This window comes from Chryseotalea sp. (genome assembly GCF_057350905.1).
In genome coordinates this window covers 120344-139674 of sequence record NZ_JBMRCF010000019.1, presented here as the reverse complement: position 1 = coordinate 139674, position 19331 = coordinate 120344, and the positions used below count along the sequence as shown (strand labels likewise).

Annotated in this window: 19 protein-coding genes; 6 read left to right on the top strand and 13 right to left on the bottom strand. The window is 42.2% G+C overall.

Annotation, left to right across the window (positions count from 1 at the left end; genetic code table 11):
• Nucleotides 1–103: 103 nt before the first annotated feature.
• On the bottom strand, nt 104–1297 hold the full coding sequence (locus ACO1XM_RS18980) for a proline dehydrogenase family protein (RefSeq protein ID WP_486231938.1): 1194 nt from the start codon (nt 1295–1297) through the stop codon (nt 104–106).
• Nucleotides 1298–1426: 129 nt separating this feature from the next.
• On the opposite strand from ACO1XM_RS18980, the gene ACO1XM_RS18975 reads away from it, so the two are divergent.
• Both ACO1XM_RS18975 and aroB read left to right on the top strand, forming a co-directional pair.
• Nucleotides 1427–2518, top strand: coding sequence for a chorismate mutase (locus tag ACO1XM_RS18975; RefSeq protein WP_486231936.1), 1092 nt, complete (start codon nt 1427–1429; stop codon nt 2516–2518).
• On the top strand, nt 2518–3555 hold the full coding sequence (aroB, locus tag ACO1XM_RS18970) for a 3-dehydroquinate synthase (protein ID WP_486231934.1): 1038 nt from the start codon (nt 2518–2520) through the stop codon (nt 3553–3555). The genes ACO1XM_RS18975 and aroB overlap by 1 nt, the downstream gene beginning before the upstream one ends.
• Here the strand turns inward: aroB and ACO1XM_RS18965 are convergent.
• Nucleotides 3552–3740 (bottom strand): hypothetical protein, encoded by a 189-nt coding sequence (locus tag ACO1XM_RS18965; protein ID WP_486231932.1) that lies wholly within the window; start codon nt 3738–3740, stop codon nt 3552–3554. The genes aroB and ACO1XM_RS18965 overlap by 4 nt on opposite strands.
• A gap of 75 nt (nt 3741–3815) precedes the next feature.
• On the opposite strand from ACO1XM_RS18965, the gene ACO1XM_RS18960 reads away from it, so the two are divergent.
• A complete protein-coding gene (locus ACO1XM_RS18960; RefSeq protein WP_486231930.1) occupies nt 3816–5036 on the top strand; it encodes a 3-phosphoshikimate 1-carboxyvinyltransferase in 1221 nt (406 codons plus the stop codon).
• On the opposite strand, the gene ACO1XM_RS18955 is transcribed toward ACO1XM_RS18960, so the two are convergent.
• From ACO1XM_RS18955 to ACO1XM_RS18930, 6 genes are all read right to left on the bottom strand, one after another.
• Nucleotides 5010–5792, bottom strand: coding sequence for an ABC transporter substrate-binding protein (locus ACO1XM_RS18955; RefSeq protein ID WP_486231928.1), 783 nt, complete (start codon nt 5790–5792; stop codon nt 5010–5012). The genes ACO1XM_RS18960 and ACO1XM_RS18955 overlap by 27 nt on opposite strands.
• A gap of 139 nt (nt 5793–5931) precedes the next feature.
• Entirely contained in the window at nt 5932–7002 is a 1071-nt protein-coding gene (locus tag ACO1XM_RS18950; RefSeq protein WP_486231926.1) for a PAS domain-containing sensor histidine kinase, read from the bottom strand.
• A gap of 36 nt (nt 7003–7038) precedes the next feature.
• The gene (locus tag ACO1XM_RS18945) at nt 7039–7548 is read right to left on the bottom strand and encodes a YfiR family protein (RefSeq protein WP_486231924.1); all 510 of its coding nucleotides are present in this window, start codon (nt 7546–7548) and stop codon (nt 7039–7041) included.
• A gap of 101 nt (nt 7549–7649) precedes the next feature.
• Entirely contained in the window at nt 7650–8165 is a 516-nt protein-coding gene (locus tag ACO1XM_RS18940) for a YfiR family protein (protein WP_486231922.1), read from the bottom strand.
• A gap of 161 nt (nt 8166–8326) precedes the next feature.
• On the bottom strand, nt 8327–9397 hold the full coding sequence (locus ACO1XM_RS18935) for a M42 family metallopeptidase (RefSeq protein WP_486231920.1): 1071 nt from the start codon (nt 9395–9397) through the stop codon (nt 8327–8329).
• Nucleotides 9398–9433: 36 nt separating this feature from the next.
• Nucleotides 9434–11005 (bottom strand): acyl-CoA carboxylase subunit beta, encoded by a 1572-nt coding sequence (locus tag ACO1XM_RS18930; protein ID WP_486231918.1) that lies wholly within the window; start codon nt 11003–11005, stop codon nt 9434–9436.
• Between the two features lie 97 nt (nt 11006–11102).
• On the opposite strand from ACO1XM_RS18930, the gene ACO1XM_RS18925 reads away from it, so the two are divergent.
• Nucleotides 11103–12023 (top strand): Ppx/GppA phosphatase family protein, encoded by a 921-nt coding sequence (locus ACO1XM_RS18925; RefSeq protein ID WP_486231916.1) that lies wholly within the window; start codon nt 11103–11105, stop codon nt 12021–12023.
• Nucleotides 12024–12081: 58 nt separating this feature from the next.
• On the opposite strand, the gene ACO1XM_RS18920 is transcribed toward ACO1XM_RS18925, so the two are convergent.
• The 3 genes from ACO1XM_RS18920 to ACO1XM_RS18910 form a co-directional block, all read right to left on the bottom strand.
• Nucleotides 12082–12594 (bottom strand): YfiR family protein, encoded by a 513-nt coding sequence (locus ACO1XM_RS18920; protein WP_486231914.1) that lies wholly within the window; start codon nt 12592–12594, stop codon nt 12082–12084.
• Nucleotides 12584–14551, bottom strand: a complete 1968-nt coding sequence (locus ACO1XM_RS18915) for a TonB-dependent receptor plug domain-containing protein (RefSeq protein WP_486231912.1) — start codon at nt 14549–14551, stop codon at nt 12584–12586. The genes ACO1XM_RS18920 and ACO1XM_RS18915 overlap by 11 nt, the downstream gene beginning before the upstream one ends.
• A gap of 117 nt (nt 14552–14668) precedes the next feature.
• Nucleotides 14669–16288, bottom strand: a complete 1620-nt coding sequence (locus ACO1XM_RS18910; RefSeq protein WP_486231910.1) for a DUF4139 domain-containing protein — start codon at nt 16286–16288, stop codon at nt 14669–14671.
• A gap of 88 nt (nt 16289–16376) precedes the next feature.
• Here ACO1XM_RS18910 and ACO1XM_RS18905 point away from each other — a divergent pair, with 88 nt between their 5' ends.
• Nucleotides 16377–17456 (top strand): Ldh family oxidoreductase, encoded by a 1080-nt coding sequence (locus ACO1XM_RS18905; protein WP_486231908.1) that lies wholly within the window; start codon nt 16377–16379, stop codon nt 17454–17456.
• Here the strand turns inward: ACO1XM_RS18905 and ACO1XM_RS18900 are convergent.
• A complete protein-coding gene (locus tag ACO1XM_RS18900) occupies nt 17453–17995 on the bottom strand; it encodes a hypothetical protein (RefSeq protein WP_486231906.1) in 543 nt (180 codons plus the stop codon). The two genes, ACO1XM_RS18905 and ACO1XM_RS18900, sit on opposite strands and share 4 nt — an antisense overlap.
• The gene (locus ACO1XM_RS18895) at nt 17996–18286 is read right to left on the bottom strand and encodes an FtsB family cell division protein (RefSeq protein ID WP_486231904.1); all 291 of its coding nucleotides are present in this window, start codon (nt 18284–18286) and stop codon (nt 17996–17998) included.
• Between the two features lie 242 nt (nt 18287–18528).
• Here ACO1XM_RS18895 and ACO1XM_RS18890 point away from each other — a divergent pair, with 242 nt between their 5' ends.
• Nucleotides 18529–19266: a hypothetical protein gene (locus ACO1XM_RS18890; RefSeq protein WP_486231902.1), complete on the top strand. Its 738-nt coding sequence runs from the start codon at nt 18529–18531 to the stop codon at nt 19264–19266.
• Nucleotides 19267–19331: the final 65 nt, after the last annotated feature.

Genomic DNA, 19331 nt, shown 5'->3' with positions numbered 1-19331 from the left:
CTTATCGTATATCCTATTTGAATTCCTATCGCCACTGATTACACAGAAAATAATACTTACTTGCTGCGTACGTCTGTAATCGTTCCTTGTTAGGAAGATGTGACTATTGTGCTGAACTCCTGCTCTTTCTTCTATTTAATTCTTTTCTTATTAAAGTTAGCTCTCTGCTGCTTTGTCCTGCCACTGAAGTATTTTCTTCTGCTCTTCTCAACAAGTAAGGCATTACAGATTTAACAGGACCATAGGGCAAATATTTGGCTACATTAAATCCTCCCTTCGCCAGGTTAAACGAAATATTGTCGCTCATACCAAATAACTGTGCAAACCAAACACGGTTATCGTTCGGTTTCATACCGTGCTTGTTCATGAGTATCGTCAAATAATAGTTGCTATAATCATTGTGCGAACCACACATGAAGGTGATGCGTTGCTTATTATCTATACAAAACTCAAGTGCCTTATTAAAGGCCTCATCGGTTGCCTCTTTAGTAGGTTGAATCGGATCAGCGTAATTATTATCTGCAGCACGTTTTCTTTCTTTCTCCATGTAGGCACCACGTACCAGCTTCGCCCCTAAAAAATAGTTGTGCATGGCAGCCACATGAAAAGCTTCACGCAAATTTTTTAATGACTCGGTTCTATAAAGTTGGTAGGTATTAAAAACAATAGCCTTTTGTTTATTGTACTTAGCCATCATTTCATAGGCCAGTGCATCGATAGGATTTTGTATCCAGGTTTCTTCCGCATCAATTAACACGGGCACACCGGCTTCAAAAGCTTTTGCACAAACGGTATCTACCCGTTTTTTTACTCGCTCCCAAGCCTGCTGCTGATCAATAGTTAATGCCTTGTTGTTTTGAATAAGCTCCAGTAAATCTGCCGAAGCCAGCCCCGTCATTTTAAAAACCGAGAAAGGAATATGCGCTGAATTTTCAGCTTTCTCAATAGTTCTCAGGGTTTCTTGCAGGGTGGCGTCAAATGCAGCCTCGTTATGTTCACCCTCCACAGAATAGTCCAGAATAGCGCCTACATGGTATTTACCCAACTTTTGTATAGTCTGTTCAGCCTTGTCTATACTTTCTCCTCCACAAAAATGCTCAAAAACAGTCGTTCGAATCAACCCTTCAATAGGCAGACCTATTTTAAGCCCGAACTTCACGACTCCCGTTGCAAAACTTGATACCCAGGGATGGTTAACCACAGTAAACACGAAGTTGGCTTTACGTATTTCTTTATCGCTTTTATAAGAAAAAGCTGTGGCGGTGTCATCAAATGAGATTTCCGGTCGTGTTTCCATAGTAACAGAAAAGGTGCGCAAATATAGGTATTGATTGTAATTTAGCCCCGCTAAAACAGGCATGGCTATTAACTAAAACAAGCATTGGCTGGCGCTGTTTTATAATCGATATTAGGAGAAGCATTTTACATGGAAATTAAGCCCTGGTTAGCAGATTTTAGTCAAGCAAAACAGCCATTCATCATTGCTGGCCCCTGCAGTGCTGAAAGTCCTGAGCAATTACTGACGATTGCCCGGGCGGTTCAGACACTGGGCATCAATACCATGCGGGCCGGTGTTTGGAAACCCCGCACACGACCAGATTCTTTTGAAGGGAATGGCACTATTGCTTTTCAATGGATTGAAGAAGTAAAGAAGGCCACTGCCATTCGCTTTGCTACTGAAGTGGCTACTGCAGATCATGTGGAGCAAGCATTGAAGGCAAACATTGATATTTTATGGATTGGTGCGCGCACCACTGTAAACCCATTTACGGTTCAGGAGATTGCTGATGCGCTACGGGGCGTAAAAATTCCAGTGTTTGTAAAAAATCCGATTAATCCTGAACTGGCACTATGGATTGGTGCCCTTGAAAGAATCTATAAAGCAGGCATAGAAAAAGTAGGCGCTATTCACAGAGGTTTTTCATCTTACCAGAAGTCCCGTTACCGCAATCAGCCTTACTGGCAAATTCCCTTATCCTTAAAGAGTCAGTTTCCCGATCTTCCACTTATCGCTGACCCCAGCCACATTGCCGGCACTCGCAGCCTGATCCAAGAAGTTTCGCAAAAGGCAATGGACTTAGGCTACGATGGTTTAATGATTGAGACCCATCCTGACCCCGATCATGCGCTCAGTGATGCGCAGCAACAAATTACGCCCGCAAGTCTTGGCCAATTATTATCAGCCTTACGCATTAGTAAACCCTCGTCTAGCAACGCCTTGTTTGTAAATAAACTGGAAGGCCTTCGAGAAAAAATTGATAATCTTGATCAGGAATTAATTGATACCCTCGCCACCCGTATGAAACTGGTGGAACAAATTGGTGAATACAAAAAAGAAAATAATGTTACGGTTTTTCAATTAGAACGCTGGCAGGAGATTATCCAAACCAGGCCTGAATGGGCAGGCCGACAGCAACTTGCTATCGACTTTGTTACCGAACTTTTCAAAACCATTCATGACGAATCCATTCGCATACAATCCGAAATAGTAAACAAAGAAACCCCAACCAAAAGCTAATGCTTCCGGCACATATTCAAATAACCACTGCACCTGGCCTGGCGCTTGCCCGGTTTATAGCAAGCAAAAAGTATAGTCAAGTAGTTGTGCTGACGGACAACAATACCAAAGAACACTGCTATCCTCTGATTAAAGCTGAACTACCATCTCACATCCTTTTTGAAACCAAAGCAGGCGAAGAACATAAAAACATAGAGAGTTGCTTATCGATATGGCAACAATTGACTGATGCACAGGCAGACCGGCATGCCCTGCTGATTGTATTGGGCGGTGGTGTGCTGGGCGACATGGGGGGCTTCTGTGCGGCTACTTACAAAAGAGGAATTGATTTTGTTTTGATACCCACCACCCTGCTTGCCCAGGCCGATGCCAGCATTGGTGGTAAACTCGGGATTGATTTCAATCATTTTAAAAACCATATCGGTGTGTTTCAGCAACCTGTACTTACCCTGCTGTGCAGCAAATTTTTAAAGACGCTAAGCACTGATGAGCTGCGTTCCGGTTTTGCGGAAGTGATTAAACACGCTTTGATTTCAGATGCTCAACTATGGAAGGAAATTTCTTCAAAAACACTGGAGCAGCAAGATTGGGACAGGCTCTTACTGCATTCAGCTGAATTCAAATACAGCATCATTGAGCAAGACCCTACAGAAAAGGGCATACGGAAAATTCTAAATGCTGGCCATACCATCGGTCATGCCTTGGAGAGTTATTTACTGGCTAAGGGAAAAAAAGTAATGCATGGAGAAGCCGTGGCTGCAGGCCTGGTGGCCGAGGCTTACCTGGCACATAGTAAAAACATGATCAAGAGCCAGGAACTTGAGGCAATTCAACAATATATATCAAAGATTTACGGAAAACTGAATTTCCAGGAAAATGAGATTGAAGGCATCTCGCTACTAACGCTTCAGGACAAGAAAAATAAAGGCAATGAAGTATTATGCGTCCTCTTAGAAAGTATAGGGACGCCTGGGTGGGATTTTGCTATTAGTTTAGAAGATGTAAAAAGGGCTCTGACATTTTACCGTGCTTCTTAAACGTAGTGTGCTTCAGAATCATCAAAAGCTCCTTTGTTGCTCTTCAGGTCATTTCTAAAAGAAGATGCCTTCTTCACAATAAAGTTCTTTGTTCTCTTTTTACGGTCACCAGTCAGTAACCATGCCGCTAAAAGAGCACCTGATGCTACACCCAATCCAATGGCTATTTTTTTTGTTGCGCTCATACCATTCATAACTCATTTAAAGCTGAAATTGTTTCATCACTCGCTAAAAAACTTTGCATTCTCTAACTTGCCCGCATGAATTCGATCACGCTCTTTCCTAAAAGTTCCATCCAAGGCGAAGTTATTCACCTGCCCTCTTCTAAAAGTATCAGTAACCGTGTGCTTGTGCTTAATGCACTGGCAGGTAGTACAGGCAAGCTTTACAACTTATCCGATGCTAATGATACGCAATTAATGCAGCGGCTGGTTTTCAGTAACGATGAAATAATAAATGTGGAGGATGCTGGCACTGTTATGCGTTTTCTTACCGCCTACTTCGCAGTGAGTGGAAAAGCAAAAGTGTTAACTGGCACTGCGCGTATGAAGGAACGCCCTATTGGCATACTGGTTGATTCCTTACGTTTGTTAGGGGCCGATATCACATATCTTGAAAAAGATGGTTATCCTCCTATTCGTATCAAGGGCTTTCAACATCAAAAGACAAATACACTTCAGGTAAGGGGTGATGTGAGTAGTCAGTTTATTTCTGCCTTGATGATGATTGCCCCCAGCCTTCCACAAGGATTAAACATTGAAATAACAGGACACCTGGGCAGCAAGCCTTACATAGACATGACAGCCAGCCTCATGAAAGGTTTTGGTGCTAAGGTAAATTTTGATGGCCGACTGATACAAATTGAAAAACAGACATTATCTGTGAATGAGCATACAGTAGAAGGCGACTGGTCCGCGGCCAGTTATTGGTTTGGTTTTGCTGCACTTTGCAAAGAGGCCAACTTAATATTGCCCAACATGGCTTTACGCTCACTACAAGGAGACCGTGTTGTAGTTGACATGATGGAGAATCTGGGGGTGGCTTGTGAGCCCCGTGGCAACAAACTACACCTGCGCAAAAAAGATCACATGCCTTCCCTCTCCTGGGATTTTACACATTGTCCTGACCTGGCACAGACCATTGCAGTTGTTTGTGCTGCTAAGGGGATTGAGGGGAGTTTTACAGGCTTAGAAAGTTTGCGCATTAAAGAAACCGATCGTATTACTGCGCTGCAAAATGAACTTGCCAAAATAAATGCACAGCTGGTTGAAGAAGGTGACACCTGGCACTTAATTCCTTCAGGTAAATTACCTGACAAAGTAAAAATTCACACCTACCATGATCATCGCATGGCGATGGCCTTTGCGCCCCTGGCTGCGTTTATGCAAATTGAAATTGACGATCCGGCTGTTACGCGTAAATCTTATCCGAAATTTTGGGATGATGTAAAACGTTTAGGTATTCAGGTGGTGAGTCAGTGAAAGCAAGTAGGCAGGGAATTTTAATAAACGACTACCATACCAGGAGAACATCTCACCATCAACCAGTATAGTCTTAGCATCTGGAAAAATACGTTGGAGTTCATCCATGTGTTTTTCTTTGAAAGGATATGGCTCTGACGAAAGAAATATAAAATCCGGTTTTAGCTGCGCAATACCTGATGCCGTTAATTCAGGGTAGCGCTCAAGCGCTACACAATTCATGAATCCGCTATTGACAAGCATATTGTTAATAAAGGTATTTTGCCCGGCCGCCATCCAGGGCTTGCGCCAAATCAGATACAATACCCGCTGCCCGTTGAATGTTTTAATGGTAGAGAATTGTTGCTGAATTGCCTGAACCAACTGACCTGCCCTTTCCTGCTTGTGTGTGAGCATACCTATTTGCTCAATCATGGTAAAAGCATCATCCAGTTGGTAAATGTCGCTCATCCAGACTGGATAGTCGCGCATCAGTGTTTCAATACCCTCCTGATAATTTTCTTCCTTATTGCCGATAATCAGATCAGGCTTAAGTTTATGGATGGCCTCTATGTTAAATTGTTTTGTTCCGCCAATGATGGCTTTGCGTTTTCGCCAGTCAGCCGGGTGAATACAAAACTTGGTAATGCCTACCACCTCGTGGTCAAGGCCTAAGTCGTAGAGTAACTCTGTCTGCGAGGGCACTAATGAGACTATGCGTTGGACTTGTGCCGGAACATTTACAGGTTGCTGAAGTTGGTCGTACACCAGAGACATAATAACAAAGCTAAGCCAACAGCCTAAAAAGCAAAAGTCCTGTACAACTATTGCTGCACAGGACTTGCATGTGTTACGCACAGGGTACGAAGAGAAAAGACCCTCTCAACAAAAACTCAACGACCCCGCGCGTAATTTCTTATAATATCGTACGACCTGATTGATTCGGTATTTCCACTACAAAGGTAGTACCTACATCTTTCATCGAAGAAACATCAATCGACCCATTAAGTCGTTGAACGGTATCTTTTACGATAAACAAACCGATTCCATTTCCATAGGATTGACCTGTGGCTCTGAAGAAGCGATCAAATATTTTTGATTGGTATTGCGACTCAATACCAATACCATTGTCTTGTATGCGAATGATGCACATGAGTGCATTTACTTCAACTTCTACTCTTATGCTGGGTGCTGCTTTAGAAAAATCAGCATACTTAATTGCGTTAGAGATAAGGTTGGTGATAATTGTTTTTACCCGGAAATTATCAGAGTAAAAATCAAACTGTTGATCAACATCCAACGCTATGTCTATGCGCTCCGTCTCATGAAAGTCACGAAGATTGTCAATTTCTTCGGAAATCAAACGCTTCAACTCAATTTTTTCTCTCTTTATTTCAAGCCTTTCTCCTTTGAAAAAATCATTTATTTCCTCAAGGTAAACATCAAGTTTTAGTAAGCTTTTTTTAATAAGTGCGATATACTCCAGGCGTTGTTCATCTTGTGCATTTTCTGCCAGTCTGATAAGCCCCAGCACAGATCGCAAAGGTGCTTTAAGATCGTGTGTGGTTTTATAAAAAACCTGATCCAGATGCTGATTCGATTCAATCAGTGCCTGTTCACGCTTTTTGATATCCGTTATGTCATGAAGCTTTACGATAATACCTCTCACCTGTTTATCATCTACCAGGTTATTGAATTGAGCAGAGAAATAACGTTGCTCTTTACCAACAGGTATTCTGATGCTGATGTCAACTGTTTTATGCTCGGCTAATGAAGAAACAGAATCTCTCCACTCGTCTGCACTCTTGTCATTAATAAATTCAAAGATCGGGCGGCCAAGTAAAGCCATGGGCTCCTGACCAAAAATATCTGTTACGGATGACGATATATAGCGGATCTTAAAATCCTTATCGGTAACCACCGTAATGTCGCATGAGTTTTCTACCAACTCACGGAACATTTCTGTTTGAACGTCCAACTTTTCCATACCCAACCCCTCTTAAACTTTCTTGCTGGAATTTTCTTAAATGAGAATTGCCATGCTGCTCAACTGACTGGACACTTTTAGGTTATTACTGCCAAAAGTTCCTTGATTCATTTCAAACTTCAGTTTTCCATCAATTACTTTAAAGTTGATGCAGCTTCCTTTCTGAGCCAATCCGTTACCATTGGTAATGGTTAGTACAGGTTTGCCTGTTATGCTTCCTTTTATGGCTTCAAATTGATTGCTTTTACCTTTGCCCAGATAGACCACAGCACAGGTGGCTGCCTCTTCTGCTGAAGCTAATTTCTTGATTACGTATTTCTTGCTGCCTTTCGGCTTGCCGTCATACCACTGCTTTAATGTGTTAAATACATCTTCATCGCCCATTACGCCTACAACGAAATCGCCTCCTTCGGCCTCGTTAGGCCATTGCACATACTTAATGAAGTTGTACAACATGGCTGAATGTATTTCATGAACGGGCTTATCCTGACCGAAAGCCAGGCTAAGCGAGAAAAGCATAATGCTTGAGAGGATTAACTTTTTCATGGGGCTCCTTGATTTAGATTATTGGTATTGCAATCTACAATTTTCATTCCACAAGAAGAAGCCCCGACCGCAAAGCCGGGGACTAATTCCCAAACAACCCATTAAATCACTATTGCCATTGAAGAGAGTGCACTAGACACCTTGAGGTTTGAGGCCTCAACTGCCTTTTGATTTAGCTCAAACTTCAATTTATTATCGATGGTGCGGAAGTTAATCGCGCTACCTTTTTCGCCAAGACCTGCTTTATCTGTAATAATCAAGGTGTTCTTACCCTTTACTTTATTGCTGATAGCGTCAAAGTCATTGCTTTTAGATCTGTCAATGTATACCACATCACATTCAGTCAAGTCAGCTGCTGAATTGAATTTTTTAATCACATAAGTTTTACCGCTGCGCTCTTTGCCACCGTGCCATGCATTCAGGGTATTGTAAATTTCGTTGTTTCCAACAACTCCGATTACGAACTCACCGCCACTAGCCTGGTTAGGCCACTGAACATACTTCACAAAGTTCACCATCATCATGGAGTATACTTCGTGGATGGGTCTTTCTTGAGCGAAGGTGTTAGCGCTTACAAGCAGTGCGAGGGCTAAAACTACTTTTTGAATTGCTTTCATGTTGTTTGAGAGTTTTTGTGTCATTTGTTGATACAAAAGTAGGCCTCCCCAGCAACCTGGGAAGGCCTATATAAAACTCAAACTTTCTGATGTAAGGTTTTTACAAATGCAGTCCTATAAAAAGTCCATTTTATATAAAAAATGGCTTATTTGGCCCAAAATCACTTAATATACCTAAAGTCGTGGCCCGATTTGAGCTGCAGAAGGAACTGATAAATTAACTGAATTACATTTTCTACGTCCTTTTTGTGCACCATCTCTACAGTTGTGTGCATGTATTTGAGTGGTAGCGAGATTAAAGCAGACGCTACACCCTCTGCAGAATAGGCAAATGAGTCGGTGTCGGTGCCTGTTGAGCGCGAAACAGCCTGGCGCTGAAAAGGTATTTTTTGCTTCTCCGCAGTCTGTAAAACCATCTTTAAAACATTGTTTTGAACAGCTGGACCATAGCATAAAACAGGGCCTGAACCTGCCTTTAAATTGCCACTTTCCTTCTTATTGTACATGGGCGACTGCGTGTCGTGGGTAACATCTGTACAAATGGCCAGGTCTGGCTTAATTCTTCGGGAAATCATTTCTGCACCGCGAAGACCTATTTCTTCCTGCACTGAATTGACAATGTAAAGTCCGAAGGGGAGTTTTTTCTTATCTTCTTTTAACCTCCTGGCAACCTCTGCAATCATAAATCCTCCCATGCGGTTATCCAGGGCGCGACCAACCAGCCAATCACCATTCAACTCCATAAGTTCATCCTCAAAGGTGATGACGCAGCCAACGTGTATGCCCATGGCCTCCACCTCTTTCTTATTTTCTGCGCCCACGTCAATGAATATATTTTTTAATGTAGGCGTTTCTTCCCGGGCAGCATCACGCACATGTATGGCGGGCCATCCGAAAATGCCTTTTACAATTCCTTTCTCAGTATGAATGTTTACACGTTTGCTCGGAGCAATCTGATGATCCGATCCGCCATTCTTTCGCACATAAATGTAGCCATCGTCTGTTATGTAGTTGACAAACCATGAAATTTCATCAGCATGTGCTTCGATCACAACCTTGTAAGCGGCCTTTGGATTGACCACACCTACAACAGTACCATATACATCAACAATATAATCGTCAATGTAGGGCTTCAAATAATCAAGCCATATCTCCTGACCAGAGGATTCGAAACCTGTAGGCGATGCGTTGTTTAAATAGTCGTATAGAAATTTTTTGCTCTTCTTATCCATATTCTAAATTTCAAATTCAAAATTTCAAATTGTTAATTACAAAGGGATATTTCCATGTTTTTTCTTAGGTAGTTTATCCACTTTGTTTTCCAACATCTTAAATGCTCTCATCAGCTTTTCTCTTGTCTGATCAGGATAGATTACTTCATCAATGAATCCGCGATGCGATGCACGATACGGGTTGGCAAACTTGCGCGTGTATTCATCTACCTTCTCATCCAGCTTTGCTTTCGGATCTGAAGCTTCAGAAATTTCTTTCTTAAAAATAATTTCAGCTGCACCTTTCGCACCCATCACTGCAATTTCAGCTGTAGGCCATGCATAATTTAAGTCTGCACCAATGTGCTTGCTGTTCATTACATCATAGGCACCGCCATAGGCTTTGCGTGTAATAACCGTTACGCGCGGCACCGTAGCTTCAGAAAATGCAAATAACAATTTGGCACCATTGGTAATAATGGCATTCCACTCCTGATCGGTACCCGGCAAAAAACCTGGCACATCTTCAAACACCAACAAAGGAATATTGAAGCAATCGCAGAAGCGAACAAAGCGTGCTGCTTTTACACTGGCATCGATATCTAAAACACCGGCCAATACCGCAGGCTGATTACCTACAATACCGATACTTCTGCCACCTAAGCGGGCGAAGCCGACAACAATATTTTCTGCAAAATTTTTGTGCACTTCAAAAAATGACTGTTCATCCACCACGCCACTGATTACCTCACGCATATCGTAAGGCTGATTAGGGTTAGCAGGTATGATTGTATTGAGCGCAGGTCTCAATTCGTTAACTTCTGTATATGGTTTGCGTGGCGCTGTATCCTCACAATTCTGGGGAAGATAACTCAGTAGCTGTTTAATGTTTTGAATACACTCAACTTCATTGGCGGATGCGAAATGAGTTACACCGCTTTTTGTGCTATGTGTAGAAGCACCACCCAACTCCTCTGCAGTTACGTTTTCATGTGTTACCGTTTTCACAACGTTAGGTCCGGTTACAAACATGAAGGAGGTATTTTCTACCATGAAGATAAAATCGGTAATGGCAGGTGAATACACAGCACCACCAGCACAAGGGCCCATGATGGCCGATATCTGAGGTATAACGCCTGACGCTAACGTATTGCGATAAAAAATATCTGCGTATCCGCCCAAAGACACAACGCCTTCCTGAATACGTGCTCCACCAGAATCGTTCAAGCCAATAACAGGGGCTCCGTTTTTCATGGCCATATCCATGATCTTGACAATTTTCTCAGCATGGGTTTCTGAAAGGGAACCTCCAAAAACGGTGAAGTCTTGGGAGAAAACATAAACCAACCGCCCTCCTACTGTACCATATCCGGTAACTACTCCATCACCCAGGTAATATTCTTTATCTAACCCAAAATCTTTGGATCTGTGCATAACAAATTTGTCAAGCTCTTCAAAAGAACCTTCGTCCATTAACAGATGTATGCGCTCTCTGGCGGTAAGCTTGCCCTTAGCATGCTGTTGTTCAATGCGTTTGGCGCCCCCGCCCTGCAGTGATTCGTTGTTCTTGCGATCTAACTCATCAAATTTTGCTTGCAATACCGGGTCGTTTATGCTCCTTTTTGTCATGATCTATAGTAAGTAATAACAGTCCGAAATATAGCGCCCTTTAGGCTATACAGGAAGTCTAATTGGTAAATCCTTCTATTTTTGCGTGGCCAAAAATATGCAGGAAAGAATAGCCATTATTGACCTTGGAACCAATACTTTTCACCTGCTGATTGCAGAGAAGGTTAAAGAACACTACGCTTTTATCTATCGCGAACGTTTGGCGGTGCGTTTAGGCCAGGGTGGTATTAATGAGGGAATTATTCAGTCTGATGCCATCGACCGGGCTGCACGCGCCTTATCCAGCTTCAAAACTACCATCGATCAACATGATGCAACAGCCATTTTTGCCTTTGGCACAAGTGCGCTTCGCAATGCAAAAAATGCATCTGATGCAGTGCGTGTTTTTAAAGAAAAAGCAGGTATTGATATTAACATCATTTCAGGGGAAAGAGAGGCGGAACTGATTTTTATGGGTGTGCGCTCAGGACTTGCGTTGGGTAAGGATTATTCTTTGGTGATGGACATTGGTGGTGGCAGTGTGGAGTTTATTATCGGCAACGATACTGACATTGTGTGGAAGCAAAGTTTTGAAATTGGCGCCCAGCGTTTATTAGAAATGTTTCATCGCACTGATCCTATTGATCAGATGGAGATCAATCAACTCAACCAGTATTTCGCTGCACAATTACCTGCCTTATTTGAAGCACTCCATCAATGGAAACCCCAATCACTCATTGGCTCTTCGGGCACTTTTGACACCCTGAGTGATATTCATTGTATCAAGCATGATTTAAACATCCGCCAGGAAGACATTGAAACACCGCTGACCATTCAGGGATTCTACGATATCTACGAAGAACTACGCATGAAAAACAGACAAGACCGCATGCTGATTCCCGGCATGATCGAAATGCGGGTAGATATGATTGTGGTGGCCTGTTGCATGATCAATTTTCTGCTGGATAAATACAGCTTCAAGCAAATAAGGGTATCTACTTATGCACTGAAGGAAGGCATACTCGCGTCCTTAAAATAAAAAAAGAGCCAGCATGACTGCTGACTCTTTTTGAAAAAAATCTCGTTACTAATCTGCACTAAATAATTTCATGCGCGAGTGCCTGCATTTGCGTAGAGGTCTTTATGTTTCTGCCTGTCAGTTCAACATTGTTAATGTCGATGCGCAATTTATTGTCAATCGCAATAAAGCTCATACCTGCCCCTTTCTTGTGCAGGCCTTCGCGTTCTCCGATAATCAATACCGCTTTTCCAGAAGTTAATTTCTTAATCTCATCCAACTGTCCGCTCTTACCTTCTGACACATAAAGTATCTGAGGCTCTCCTACTGACGAAATATCTTCTGCCTGAACAATTTTTATTGGCAAACCATTTACTGTTTTTCCGGAAAGTCCCTTCATCATTTCATCATGCACCTTTGATTTGCCAAATACGACAATCACAAACTCTGTCTTATTTGATGAAGGCCAGGACATATACTTGGTCATACCATACACAAAAACAGAATACGCCTGATAATTGGTAGTTTGACCCTTCGCAACAAAGCTGAATGCCATTGCATATATCAACAGTAAAATAAACTTACTTCTCATTTTTCTTGAAGTTTAATTGATAGGATAACTTAACTATGAACTCTCTGCTTCTACCCGGTATAGGAGCAAATTCGCCATTATACGCCTGGGCAATGGCTGGTTTTTCATTTAATAAATCATAAACACCTGCTCCAATATTCAGGCCAGGAAGTAAATCTCTGTAGTTTAAGAAAAGATTGGCCAGTGTATAGGAAGGTAATTCTTCGGATATGGGGCCGTTACCTGTAGGATCTGCTAAATAAGCATAACGTTTACCACCTGCTACCAATGAAACATTAACCGATAACTTTTTGGTTGCATACACATTAGCCTGCAGTGTAAACTTGTGCGCCAACTGACCTGCATATTGTTTAGTTGTTTGTATTACGTTGTATTTATCAACTGTATTCCCTGTCAATGCTTCACTAAAAGAATAGGTTGCGTTAACATACCATGAAGCTTTTCGCAAGCTATAAATCAATTCCAGTCCGCGGCTTCCTGACTTGTCATAGTTTTCATACCACTCATTAAAATCGATATCTGTTTCTTCAAACCCGTAAATGAGTACATCTTTTGTTGACAGATAAAATGCATTGACTGAGAGCAACATTTCTGGCGTAAACTGATAGCCCATCTCTAATTCAAAAACATCAGAAATTTCAGGAAGAGCACCCGTTGTGTCAAGCTTTACGTTCTGTATTGAGGGTGAGCGGAAAGCTCTGCTATATAAAAGTTTAAAATGAAAATTTTCGATTTTTTTGGTTAGGGCCATGCGTGGTACAAAGGCACCATCGTAACGATTATTTTTTTCAAAACGGAAACCGAGGGTAGCATTTGCCAGACGATGTTTGAATAAAGCCTGTGTATAGAATGCATAGTTCTTTAGTTTGAGCGTTTCTTCATTGAGTTTATCAACCCCTTTATCCTGAAAATAAAGTGCCCCCATATTAAGATTTACTCTTCTGCTTATATCATAGTTGGCGTCTAATTGTCCGAGCACTCTGCTTGCATCGGTGTCAAAATCGTTTTCAGGTGTATCAAAATAATCGTAATCCCACGGATTTTGTTTCTGCATTTGAAACTTAGGCGACAGCGTAAGTTTATCGTTTGCTTCGTATGCATAACCAGCCTCAAGAAAATAACTCTGGTAAGAAACTTCCGTTGTCGGATCCGTCACCTCAAAATTATCATACACACCACGCACATAGGCGTTTTTATACTTTACACCAAGGTTTATATTTGTTGGATCTGACGAAGCAAGATCTGTCAGATTCACAGGCTCCGACTCTCCAAAATAATCCTGGTAATCACCATCGCTGGCTATTGCTTTACCCTGATAGGCCGTGAGATCCCACGAAAAGTCTTTATTTTTTTGCGAAAGCATTACACCTGCATTACTGCGTCCTACCGATGATGCGTGTAAACCACCCGATGCAAATACAGCCACACCGTTTAACGAATTCGCTGCTCTCGTGATGATATTAATTACGCCATACTCTGCAGAGCCACCATAAATAGCCGAACCAGGTCCACGAATTATTTCAATTCTTTCTATCGTCTCAATCAGAAACCGATTACCCAGGGCCACCGTCTGGTAGAGCAGGTCATTCATAGGTTGGCCATCTAACAAAAAGAGCACCTTGCCCTCGTTTGCCCAGTTACCGCGTAAGCTTACGCCTTGTACAAATTGCAGGTCTTGCGAAATATCGAAGCCCGGAATGAGGCGTAGTACATCGGTGATATCGCGTGCACCTGAATTCTCCAGGTCTTCACGCGAGATGACACTTACAATACCTGGCGTTTCCCTTGTGGTGAGCGAAAATCCGGAACCTACTTTGGTAGATTGGTTAAGTTGTTTTTGCAGATCACTTTCTGCTGTAAAAGCACTTACATTCAATAATGAGTCCAGGTCCTGTGCCTTGGCAAGGCCCGAAGCAAAAGCGATTAGTAAAACCGCTCTTAAAAGAGGTTTAAGCATAATTATAGACAGGGGGCTTAATTGGAATTCAAAAGTACGAATAGGAAACAAGAATACAATTGTCCTTCAGCCCTGAATTATATGATTAAAAAAGGCCCTCCTATGAGGGCCTCTTTTCTATTCCAGACCGCTTATTTGCTTGTCTTTGGGATATTTTACTTCGTATTTAAACTGGAATTTCTTTGTCTCATTGGGTTGTAAAGTTAAGTCCCAAACAAGCTTACCAGTTTCTTTATTATACCTGGCGCCACCGTTGTCCAATGCGGTTATCTCAATCTGGCTATTCATGGATACAGGCAATTGATCTTCCACAACGAGCTGAATGGATTCTGATTTGGTGTTTCGTACAGATATCTCAAACGTATAGGTATCCCTTTGATTGCTGCCTATGGTTTTTCTGCTGCTGAAATCTTTTAGTTTTTCACGTTTTACCACTACACGCTTATCGCGACCCAACGAAATAGCCAATGTATCCTTGATAGAATTAGGATCGATAAATGAGGTGCTTACAAAAGTGCCTTCAAAGAAGATGTTTGCTTCACCAGGTAGTAAACTAAAGTCTTCCCAGCCTACGGCCTTCGCCAGTAAGAATGCATCCTTATCAAGCTTAGGTGCTACTGAATATACGTAGCTAGCTTTCATCTCGTAACTTCTGATATCGACCATCGTTGGTTTATTAGCAGAAGAAACTGTATAGGGTAAGCTAATGGCAAACTCCGTATTGAGTGACGTCTGGATTGTACTTACAAAAGCAGCAGTACTTTCAGACACTTTCATATCGTCAGCCAATACAGAAACTTCCTCCGCTGCAACCATGCCACGAGGAGCTGATTTACTTTGCATTTCCATTCTTCTGCTGCCATAGATGGGTTGTGGATTGTAGAAATCAAGCATCCATGTATAGAGTTCTGGTTTTAAACCGCCTTCACTGGGATTTGCAGTGCTCAGGGTAAGCTTAACATTGTTCCATTCTTCGCCTGTGCTCTGATAAACATTTGCTTTGTAGTTAAGTTGAACCGGGCTTTTGGTATTGGTAGCCCTTAAGTCATACACAGGTTGCCAGCCGGCATTATTAACCACATAATTTACTTCTAACTCAACAGCGGTTGCAGCCTCTGCCGAAAGCGCCACTACTATCTCGCTTGTATTGCGGCTATACATGTCATGCTGCTCTGCAATCTGGCGTTGTAAGCGCACAATACGCTCATTTGATTTTTTAATTTTATCATCATGCTTCATTCGCGTAGTTACAATGTCCGTCATTCTTGCTCTGAAAAAGTCAGACATTCCTTTTAACTCCGCCACCGTCAGGTTACTTTGCGTGCCACCAATTTTTTGATTGCTGAGCAACATCTGTTCTTCCTTGTTCAGTATTTCTTTCTGGCTTTGCTCCAATTGCACTTGCCTTTGCAATAACTCAACAGAATCTTTTAGTGACTTTAACCTGGCAGGCATATTAAAGTCATTTAAAAAATTCTGACGATGTGAGATCCCTTCGATCACCACTTTACCCTTACCCGATACTTGTACAGATTGTTGATCCAGGACTGCCGTAAGACCGCTGATCACCAATGTGCTGCGCCCCGCGCCTACCCTGGTGCTAACTTGCCTTGTAACCTGGGCTTTATTTAAAAACACAGTTACATCGGTAATTTTACTTTCAACGCGTTGTTCGGTTTGTGTATGACCTTGTAAGTGCATTACAGCAAACAAGGCTACTAACATAAGTTTTCTCATATATAGAAATTTACAAAGAAGATGCAGTTAAAGGGCTAATTCCATACCAGAACTCAAAAATATTTAAGCTTCGTTCTATCTTTGCGTTATGACAGACGTTCACTTCCCTTTTGAGCAACTTCGATCCTTTGCACTAACTGTTTTTACAAAAATTGGTTGCTCCCCAGAAGACGCAACATTGGCAACAAATGTATTGCTTAGCGCTGATTTACGCGGAATTGATTCTCACGGACTTGCCCGCTTATCCGGTTATGTGAGACTTTGGGAGGCCAAACGGATTAACGCGCAAGCCCATGTAAAGGTAGTGTATGAGACCCCAAGTACAGCCGTAGTGGATGGTGATTCCGGGCTTGGTTTGGTCGTTGCTCCCAAAGCCATGCAAATCGCTATAGAAAAAGCTAAGATTGCAGGCACCGGCTGGGTTTCTGTCAAGAATTCAAACCACTTCGGTATTGCAGGCTATCATGCGATGATGGCATTACAACATGATATGATTGGCATGGCCATGACCAATGCAAGTCCATTGGTGGCGCCTACTTTTTCAACGGAACGCCTATTGGGAACAAACCCTATTGCCGTTGCTGTACCGGCAAAAGAACAACCAGCTTTTGTAGCCGACCTTGCTACAACAACTGCGGCTAACGGCAAGCTTGAAATTCTTCAGCGAAAAAATAAAATAGCACCCACGGGCTGGATACAAGACAAGGATGGTAACACCTCAACTAATCCACACGAGTTAAAAGATGGCGGGGCACTTATTCCACTGGGTAGCGATTATGAACACGGCAGTCATAAAGGATATGCTTTAGGCTCTGTTGTCGATATATTTTCTGCCGTACTTTCGGGTGCTAACTACGGCCCATGGGTACCTCCCTTTGTTGCTTTTCTGCAGCCACCGGCTGATCCTGTAGGCCAGGGCATCGGACATTTCTTTGGCGCCATGCGTGTAGATGCCTTCAGGCCTGCTGATGAATTTAAAGCACACATGGACAAATGGATTACGCGTTTCAGAAGTGCCAAAACTGTAGCAGGCAAAGATCGTGTGTTGATTCCTGGCGATCCGGAAAGAGAGATGGAGAAAGTACGTTTAACCGAAGGCATACCACTTAATGCCAAAGTGGTGGAAGACCTGACCGAGTTGGGAAAAAAAATGGGTGTAGCTTTTTAGAAGGAGAAGAAAACCCTGAAAACCCAAGGCGAGCCGAAGGGACCTGTATTTGAGAATTTAAGATCGTAAAGGGCAACAAAGTTAATAGCGCCACGTGCGCCTATTCTTTGAATGTAACCGGCACCCAATAGAAAACGATCGAAGACTTCCCGCTTATTATTATCGTTTAATATATCGGGGTCAACACTTATGAAACTATACTCAGTAAGTGCAAATAGCTCAGGGGTTACGTTGTAACGCAAGAAGGGATTACCCCCATATTGAGAAGTTGAAAGATCCAGGTCTGTATATTTTAAATAGGTGTAATTAATGCCAAGCCCGGTAGAAAGTTTGGGGGTCAGCATATAACCAAGTATTGGTGACACTTGTGCATAGAAATAGCGGTTGCCATTAAAGTCGCGTCCGGCATCCATACCCAGACCACCTCCCACGTACATCCTGTCCTTCAGACCCCATCCGGTATCCTCCCCTATTTCGCGTTGTGCAAAAGCAAGGTTAATGGAAATAATCGCAACGATCAGGGTAAGTGCGTGTTTCATTTATTCTTCAACGACTAAAAAGATTTCTTCGCTCTCTTTTTTCATTAAATATTTTTCACGCGCGAATTTCTCAACGGATTCGCGGTCACCAAAAAGATCGTCATGATCCTTTTGTACCTCTTCAATCTTCTCCTGATAATACTCCTTCTCTGCATTTAGAGAGCGGAGTTTGGCGGTTAGCCTGAATCTGGACAGGAAGTCGTTTTGATCTAAAAAAGACATCCATACAAGAAAGAAGACTGTCCCAACAACATAAAAGTTGCGAAAAATGGGGTGTACTCTTTTCAACATAGTTTAAAAAATGATAGCTAAGATAAGCAAAAGCAGTTAATTCCGAAAGTTAAGCAAAATGTGCTTAGCGAATACAATATCCCCAACCTGTGGAGGAATGGGGCAATTCCCCGAAGTCAATCGCTGAAGTCATTTGCACTTCAACGCCAAAAACAGCAACCAAAGTGTAAAATCAGCTAATTTTCTTATTGGCACAGACCTGTGTCACGCTTTTTGTAAGTAGCTGGGGAAACAATATGAATATGAAAACGAACATGATAGTACTGGCATTTCTGGTGGTAGCTTTCTGGGGATGCGATAACAAAGAAAAAATTGCGTTACAAGCAAAAGTTGACTCTCTCTATGTTGAAGTACAGGAGCAGGACGAACTTTTATTAACCCTGCAAAATGTTGGCGCCCTGCTGGATTCTATTGACATCAACAGACAAGTGCTGCACACCAATATGGTAGAGGGAACTTCATACAAACAGTACACGGACAGGCTGAGTAACATCAATGATTACATTCGCCAGACCACTGATAAGTTGGAGTCATTGGAGAAAAAAATCAAAAATCAATCTTCTGGTTATGCCCTAACTATTAAAAAGTTAAAAGCCGATTTAGAAGCAAGTTCGTTACAAGTGGCCGCTTTGCAAGAAGAGGCTGATAAAATGAAGCAAGAGAACCAGCTACTTTCCATGAACTTGACTCAGAAAGACTCAGTAGTAGTGCAACAAAACACCATGCTAAAGTTAAAAGATGAGAACATTGCTTCACTGGATAGTAAAATCATCAACATCAGCACAGAGGCTAAACAGAAAGAAGCCGACCTGCTGTTTGCACAAGCTGAAGCAATGGAACTGGCTGCAGCAAGAACCAAGCTGGCGCCACGCAAGAAAAAAGATACCAAACGCGAAGCTTTAGAATTATACAAGATGTCTTACGCACTTGGAAAATCAGAAGCCCAGAGTCGAATTGCATCATTGGAAGATACCATCTAAACGATCATCCATCGAAAAGCATAAAGAGTGGTTCTCCACTCTTTATGCTTTTCTTATATTAGGGA